The organism is Oleiphilus sp. HI0043, assembly GCF_001634935.1.
The window spans coordinates 1-1,038 of the sequence record NZ_LWEY01000230.1; the positions used below are offsets into that span (position 1 = coordinate 1).

Genomic DNA, 1,038 nt, shown 5'->3' on the forward strand with positions numbered 1-1,038 from the left:
CAGTTAAAAAACAGGTTCCCTGAGAAGACTGATATCACATTGCTTTTGGGCGAAGAGATAAATTATCAAACTCTTGTTAGTGCCATGGATTTAACTCGCTCTTATGAGACTGTTGTTGCAGCAAGTGTTGTTAATGCAGAGCTTTTCCCCGATATATCTATTGGTGACGCACCCATTTTGGATGTTGAAAGTACTGGTGGGGGGGCGACACCATGAAACTATCCAGAAGAGCGAAGAGGATGCAACGTCATTACCGACGAATGCATAAAACCGGTGGCTTAAACCTTGTGTCACTCATGGATATTTTTACCATTTTAGTTTTCTTTCTGATGGTGAACTCTTCAGATGTAAAAGTACTTCAGCAGGATAAGTCTGTTGAGTTGCCGCTGTCGGTGGCTAAGCAGCAGCCTAAGGAAAATATCGTAATTGCTGTAAGTGGCAGCAATATCCTTGTTCAGGGGCGGGTAGTATCTAGCATTAGTGAGGTTTCAGATGACGGTCTATTTCCTGGCTTAAAGTCAGAGCTNGACTATCAAGCAAGTAAAAATCAGTCTTTGCAGAATGTTCGTGATGGATACCCTGTTACTTTAATCGCAGATAAAAACGTGCCTTATAAGCTGTTAAAAAAGATTATGGCAACTTGTACTGCCGCCAGCTATACCCGGGTTTCCCTGGCTGTATCAAGAAAGCTTGAAGGTAAGGGGTAGGGATGATTTTTCCACAAGACCGCTTAAATCTACCTTGGACGAAAGAAGCTGGTGAAAGTAAACGTTTCAGCAGTATTCTGCTTACCTTGCTCATGGTCTTTTTGGTACTAGCGGTATGGATACCTAATGCATCTGTGCCTGAAAAAGATCGCAAATCACTTGAAAAGCTCCCACCGCAACTAGCAAAGTTAGTGAAGAAAAAAGAGCCACCCAAACCCAAGCCAGTCAAAAAGGAAGAGAAACCTAAAAAGGTTGAAGAAAAGCCTAAAGAAGAAAAACCTAAACCTAAAGAAAAGCCTAAGCCTAAAGAAAAGCCTAAGCCTAAAGAAAA

Annotated in this window: 1 protein-coding gene and 2 pseudogenes; all 3 read left to right on the forward strand. The window is 41.9% G+C overall.

Annotation, left to right across the window (positions count from 1 at the left end; genetic code table 11):
• Window positions 1-216: pseudogene (locus A3729_RS32140) on the forward strand (biopolymer transporter ExbD); the annotation flags it as partial.
• Window positions 213-707, forward strand: coding sequence for a biopolymer transporter ExbD (locus tag A3729_RS03665; protein WP_068509548.1), 495 nt, complete (start codon window positions 213-215; stop codon window positions 705-707). The pseudogene A3729_RS32140 and the gene A3729_RS03665, both read left to right, overlap by 4 nt.
• Window positions 708-709: 2 nt before the next feature.
• A pseudogene (locus A3729_RS03670) lies at window positions 710-1,038 on the forward strand (hypothetical protein); the annotation flags it as partial.